This is a genomic window from Geobacillus zalihae NBRC 101842, assembly GCF_001544135.1.
Lineage (GTDB): Bacteria > Bacillota > Bacilli > Bacillales > Anoxybacillaceae > Geobacillus > Geobacillus zalihae.
On record NZ_BCPV01000018.1, the window covers coordinates 1 to 6091 of the forward strand.

At 53.2% G+C, this 6091-nt stretch carries 6 protein-coding genes; 4 read left to right on the forward strand and 2 right to left on the reverse strand.

What is annotated here, in order from left to right; genetic code table 11:
• Nucleotides 1-178 precede the first annotated feature (178 nt).
• Both GZ1_RS07240 and ade read right to left on the reverse strand, forming a co-directional pair.
• Complete coding sequence (locus tag GZ1_RS07240) at nt 179-1333, reverse strand: tetratricopeptide repeat-containing glycosyltransferase family 2 protein (RefSeq protein ID WP_014196131.1); 1155 nt, start codon at nt 1331-1333, stop codon at nt 179-181.
• A 210-nt stretch (nt 1334-1543) separates the two neighbouring features.
• The gene (ade, locus tag GZ1_RS07245; RefSeq protein WP_060788221.1) at nt 1544-3277 is read right to left on the reverse strand and encodes an adenine deaminase; all 1734 of its coding nucleotides are present in this window, start codon (nt 3275-3277) and stop codon (nt 1544-1546) included.
• Nucleotides 3278-3471: 194 nt separating this feature from the next.
• Between ade and GZ1_RS07250 the strand changes: the two genes are divergently transcribed.
• From GZ1_RS07250 to GZ1_RS07265, 4 genes are all read left to right on the forward strand, one after another.
• Complete coding sequence (locus GZ1_RS07250; protein ID WP_060788222.1) at nt 3472-4101, forward strand: YhbD family protein; 630 nt, start codon at nt 3472-3474, stop codon at nt 4099-4101.
• Nucleotides 4102-4105: 4 nt separating this feature from the next.
• On the forward strand, nt 4106-4810 hold the full coding sequence (locus GZ1_RS07255) for a polymer-forming cytoskeletal protein (protein ID WP_060788223.1): 705 nt from the start codon (nt 4106-4108) through the stop codon (nt 4808-4810).
• Nucleotides 4811-4815: 5 nt separating this feature from the next.
• Nucleotides 4816-5538, forward strand: coding sequence for a polymer-forming cytoskeletal protein (locus GZ1_RS07260; protein WP_060788224.1), 723 nt, complete (start codon nt 4816-4818; stop codon nt 5536-5538).
• A gap of 14 nt (nt 5539-5552) precedes the next feature.
• Nucleotides 5553-6091 (forward strand): MFS transporter (locus GZ1_RS07265; RefSeq protein WP_157074361.1); only part of this gene is annotated, 539 nt, incomplete at its 3' end.

Here is a 6091-nt window from a genome sequence, read left to right on the forward strand (position 1 = left end):
AGGTCCGATGGGTCCCGTGGGTCCTTGAGGTCCAGTCGGTCCTGTAGGCCCTGTGGGTCCCGTGGGTCCTGTTGGTCCGGTATAGATTTTTACAATCGGCGGCCATGTTCCGCATAAAGGGGAAAGACATTTTACTCGAATAGGACGTCGGTCAGACAAGCGGCATAACCTCCCTTCATCACGATTCATCGGTTTGGTGGAACGTGCTTTCGGCGGCGAGAATGGATTGCAGCAAACATTCGTTGTGCAAAACCGCGGGATGATGAGGAACGTATTGTTTGGCTTTTTCGTTATGTTGGTATGCTAACTCGTACTCGCCCATGTAAAAGTAACATACACAAAGCTGCAAGTGGGGAAGCCAAGTCCAGCAAGCATGATGAACAAATCCCCAGCTGTCGGAAGGCATTGTGAGTTGAGTGGCTAAATGGTACCAAAAGGCGGCAAGACGATATTGCTTGCGCTGAAGGAAGTAATAGCCCAGCCGGCAGCAGCATTCAGCCCGAGGGGTATCGTATTCGAACGATCGGAGCGCATATCGCAATGCCTGTTCTTCATCACCAAGCGCATCAAAACAATCCGCTACCTTTCCGCAGGCGGCGATGCAATCTTCCACCCACCCTTTTTTTGTCTGCAAAAACTGTTCATAATACTGAATGGCCCGCTCGTATTGTTGATGGTCGAACAGTTCGTTGGCAAAGTAAAACAGATCTCTTGGGGAAAATTCTTTTCCTTGTGCCAACTGTTTCTCATAGATTTGCAAATTTCGATCTGAAGCGCAGCGGTTCGGTTGATGAATAATGGTAATATCGCTGTTGAGAATCGTTCCCCATACTTCTAGATATTCATGAACCATCCCATGCCATCGGAAGCCGTTGGATCGTTTGACGAGACGATTTCGGCGGACGCTCGAGATCGTCTTTCCATATTCATCTTGGGCAAGGCTGTAAATCATGGTGACGGAGTCGATGTCAGAAGAAAGGGTGCGCTTCAATGTGAGAAATTTGGTCTGCTCTTCTGCCGGCAAGATGTCGTCTGCGTCCAGCCAAAAAATATAGTCCATGGTGGCGTGGGAAAAGGAGAAGTTTCGCGCCGCCGAGAAATCATCGCTCCAAGGAAAGTCGATGACTCGTGCGGTGTAGGAGCGGGCGATTTCTTTCGTGCGATCCGTTGATCCTGTATCCACAATCACGATTTCGTCTACGAGATGTTGGACGCTGTCCAAACAGCGGGCAAGGACGTCTTCTTCATTTTTGACGATCATGCAAAGACTGATGGTGATCAATTTCCTTGCACCTTCCTTTCGGCCATGTTGCTGTTTCACTATATGCATCATGCGGGAACGTGCTTATGCCAATGCCGCATGGCGCTGTGAAAATCGAGGAAAAAGGGCGGAGTGAAGAAAATCCCTTCATCCCCGCAATCAATGGGGGATGAAGGGACTGATTTGCTTCGCGGTTGACCTTAGTTGTGAATGAGCGCCCTGCTGTAAGGCGGTGCTCCCGTAATCCTCTTGCTTTGAAACGCCAGCCTCAATCGGGAGGGGTTACACCGCTTCAACAGGAATAAATTCCCATTTATTTACATCAAATAATCCTTGGTCGGTCAGCTTGAGCTCTGGGATGACCGGCAAGGCGAGGAAGGACAATGTGATGAATGGGTTGAACGAGCCATTGGCGCCGATGGCTTTAAGGGCTTTGTCAATCTGCTTCAATCCGCTTAGCACCTCGGTATAGTCTTTTCTTGTCATTAGACCGCCGATCTCAAGCGGCAGGCTGGCAAGCACCGCTCCGTCTTTGATGACCGCCAAGCCGCCGTGCTGCTCGCGGAGCTGTTCGATGGCGGCGGCGAGGTCGCGATCGTTTGTGCCGGCGGCGATGATATGGTGTGAGTCGTGCGCGATCGAAGAAGCGATGGCGCCTGCATTGAATCCGAAGCCGCGGACGATGCCAAGGCCGATGCCGAGGCCGCGATGGCGTTCGACGACAACAAGCTTCAGCAAATCCCGCTCGATCGACGGGCAGAAAGCCCCTTCCTGGACATCAACGTCCGTGATGAGGTGGTTCGTATGCAAATGGTTCGGGATGATCTCGATGACATGGGCTTTCGTTCCTCTTTTCATCGGGATGCGAAGATCGGTTTCGTCCACTGCTTGGCAACGGATGGAGTGAAGCAATGGCTGTTCAAGGCTTTCTGCCGATCGTTCGGCCGGAAACACCGTCTGTCCATGTTGGGCCACTAGTCTTCCCGCTTTGAAGACGTGGGTGATGTTCAATGTTTCCAAATCGTCAACGAACAAAAAGTCGGCGTCATATCCTGGAGCGACAGCGCCTTTTGTCGGCAAACGGTAGCACTCTGCGGCGTTCAGCGTGGCCATTTGGATGGCCAGAAGCGGGTCGAGGCCGGCCTGAATGGCGAGCCGCACGTTATGATCGACGCTGCCTTCAAACCATAAGTCATCAAGATGTTTGTCATCCGTGCAAAAGAGAAAGCGGCGCGCGTTGTGTTCCGTGACGGCGGGGAGAAGTTTTTCAAGGTCTTTGGCGACCGAGCCTTGGCGAATGAGCACGTACATGCCGCGGCGAACGCGTTCCAGCGCTTCGTCGGGAGTGACGCATTCATGGTCCGTATGGATGCGGGCGCTTCGGTAGACGTTGACGGCATCAGCGTCAAGCCCCGCCAAATGGCCGTCGATCAGGCGGTTGGCGTTGGCCGCGAGCGCCAGTTTGTCAAGCATCGACGGATGTTGTTCCCGTAATGATGGATAGTCCATCACTTCCGCCAATCCGAGCACTCGCTCATCGTTGAAAAACGGCGCCAGTTCCGCGGCGGATAAGACGGCTCCGGCACGTTCAAACGAGGCGGCTGGCACGCACGACGGCAGCATCATATACACATCGAGTGGCGTCCGTTTTGCCTCATCGAGCATAAACTGGATGCCGCACACACCGGCGACATTGGCGATTTCATGCGGATCGGCAATGACGGTCGTCACGCCGTGCGGAAGAACGACGCGGGCGAATTCGCTCGGAGGAACCATGGATGATTCGATATGCACGTGTCCGTCGATCAGTCCTGGACAAATGTAGCGGCCCTCGGCGTCAATCGTTTTCTCTCCTTCATAGCGCCCGATGCCGACGATCATTCCTTCCACAATGGCGAGGTCTCCTTCGATGATTTCGCGCGTGAACACGTTGACGATTTTCCCATTTTGGATGACGAGATCGGCTTTTGTTTGTTTGGCGGCGGCGGCGATTTGCTTCTGTAATGTCGAATGCATGTGGCTCATTCTCCTTTCTTCATGCTGTTCCCCTGATCGCCGGCGAAAGTTGGTTTCATTGTAATGAGCTAGATGGCAAGTTGTCAACCGCTTTGGTTCGTTTTTTGACATATGTATGGCACTGCTGTTTTCACACTCTTTACAACGTAACAATGTTATGTTACGCTTATGGTGGTGAAGGAGGTGAGCGGCTCATGGAACAAGAATTGATTTCGAAAAAAGAACTGCTCGAGCTGACTGGCATTTCGTACGGCCAGCTGTACCGCTGGAAGCGGAAAAAGCTCATTCCGGAAGAATGGTTTATTCGAAAATCGACATTCACCGGGCAAGAGACGTTTTTCCCGAAAGAAAAAATCTTGGCGCGCATTGAGAAAATCAAAGAATTAAAAGATGAGCTGTCGCTCGATGAACTGGCGGGCGTGTTTGCGCCTGATCCGGCAGCGGTCGTCTTGACGAAAGAGGAAGTCATAAAACGTCACATTGTTTCGGATTTGGTGATGCAATGGTTGGATGATGAATGGGGAGGCCGCCAAGATGTGTCCTTTGCCGAGCTCCTGTCCCTTTACATCGTTGACCGGCTTCTTCGTTCCGGTGAGATCAGCATAGAAGAAGGAAAAAACATATGGATGATGTTTAAGAGCCATTATCCAAAATTGCAAGGGAAGTCATGCGAGCTTGTCGTTTTGCGCAAAATGGGGGTCACGGTTTCCTTTCTTGTGGAAGGGACAGCAGCTTTGCATGTGGAAGAAGGGGCGAAGCTCATTGCGCGGCTGCACGTGCCAACGTATATTGAAGAGTTGAAACTGGCCATTTCGGAGGGATAAAAGGATGGAGCGTCGAGATTTGGTCATTGCCGGGACGGGTCATGCGTCCGGCGGGCTGTACAATTTGGTGAAATTGTCGGGAAATGGGAAGCTGTACGGCGACATCGACTGCCTCGAGCTGCAGGTGCAAGGAAACGCGGCCGTGGAAGGGAGCGTGAAAGCCAACACGGTTCATATTGCCGGGAAAGGAAATGTGGCAGGCGGGGTGGAGTGTGAGTGGATGAAAGTGAGCGGGAGCATAAGAATTGAAGAAAATGTGCAATGCCAAGAGGCGACCGTTCGCGGCCGCGGGGAGGCGAAAGGTTCATGGGCGGCGGAGGTGGTTCGCGTCCATGGCGAGCTCAATATCGGTGGCGATTGTTCGGCTGAGCGGATGGAGGTGGAAGGGCATTTTGCGGTCGGCGGGCTGCTGAACGCGGACTATCTCGAAGTGAAGCTGTTGGGCCCGAGCCGCGTGAAGGAGATCGGCGGGGAAACGATTATGGTAAAGCGGCAAGGAAGTTCGCTGTTCAAAAAATGGTTTTTCCCAGCTGAGTTGACCGCCGATGTCATTGAAGGAGATGTCGTTCATCTCGAGCATACCACGGCGAAAATCGTGCGCGGCAGTCGCGTCGTGATCGGGCCAGGGTGCGAGATCGAGCGGGTTGAATACCGAGAAAAGTTGGAACGCGATGAAGAGGCGAAAATTGGCACGATCGAGAAAGGGTGAAAACGATGGCGGAGAGAAATTTAACCATTAACGGATCGGCGCTTTCTGGAGGCGGTGTGTTCCATCACGTCACGATTCGCGGCGATGCGACAATTCGGGGCGACATTGAGTGCGACCGCTTGAAGGTGTTTGGCGCAGCGGACATGAAAGGAGCAGTTGCGGCCCGCACGTTTCGCCTATTTGGCCAGGCGAACGTGGACGGTCCTGTGCAGGCGGAGAAAATGGGAGTGTTCGGGGAAGTGGACATCCGCGGACACGCCTGCCTCGGGCATCTTCAGCTGCGCGGGATGGTGCAGGTGGAGGGGGACATCGAAGCCGATGCCATCCGCGGTTACGGCGAGCTGTCGGTGTCGGGAAGCTGTGAGGCGGAGAGTGTTGCGATGACTGGGGTCATGCACATTGGACAGACGTTGAATGCGGAGCAGGTAGAACTGTCCCTTTGTTTTGCCGACAGCTCGGTCAAGGAAATCGGGGGGCGGACGATTTCCATCACCCGCAGCAAAAAATGGAGCGCGATTCATTGGTTGAGCCGTTTTTCTTCTTCGCCCGCCGTATTGGCAGCGGATGTGATTGAAGGAGATGAGATTTATGTGGAGTATACACGAGCCGCGGTCGTCAGGGGGGATCGGGTGACAATCGGTCCGGGCTGCGAGATTGGGATTGTGGAATATCGTACGGCTTTTGTCCAAGATGAGCAGGCTGCGGTAAAAGAAAAAAGACAAAGGTAGAAGGAGACGGGACGATGGGGAACAAAGAAACGAAAACAGGGTTAGTGGTCATTGCATTGTTGCTCGGCATTTTTGTTGCTTCGATGGACAATACGATTGTGGCGACCGCCATGGCGACGATCGTCGCTGATTTAGGCGGGCTCAAGCAGTTTGTTTGGGTGACGTCCGCCTATATGGTCGCTGAGATGGCGGGGATGCCGATTTTTGGGAAACTGTCCGATATGTACGGACGGAAGCGATTTTTTCTGTTTGGGATGATCGTGTTTTTGTTTGGCTCTGTACTGTGCGGCATGGCGCAAACGATCGTCCAGCTCAGCATTTTCCGCGCTATTCAAGGCATCGGCGGCGGGGCGCTCGTGCCGATCGCGTTTACGATTATGTTTGATATTTTTCCGCCGGAGAAGCGCGGGAAGATGGGCGGGCTGTTTGGCGCGGTGTTTGGCTTGTCCAGCATTTTCGGCCCGCTGCTTGGCGCCTATATTACCGATTATCTCAACTGGCGCTGGGTGTTTTACATTAACATTCCGCTCGGGATTGTCGCGTTTTTGTTGCT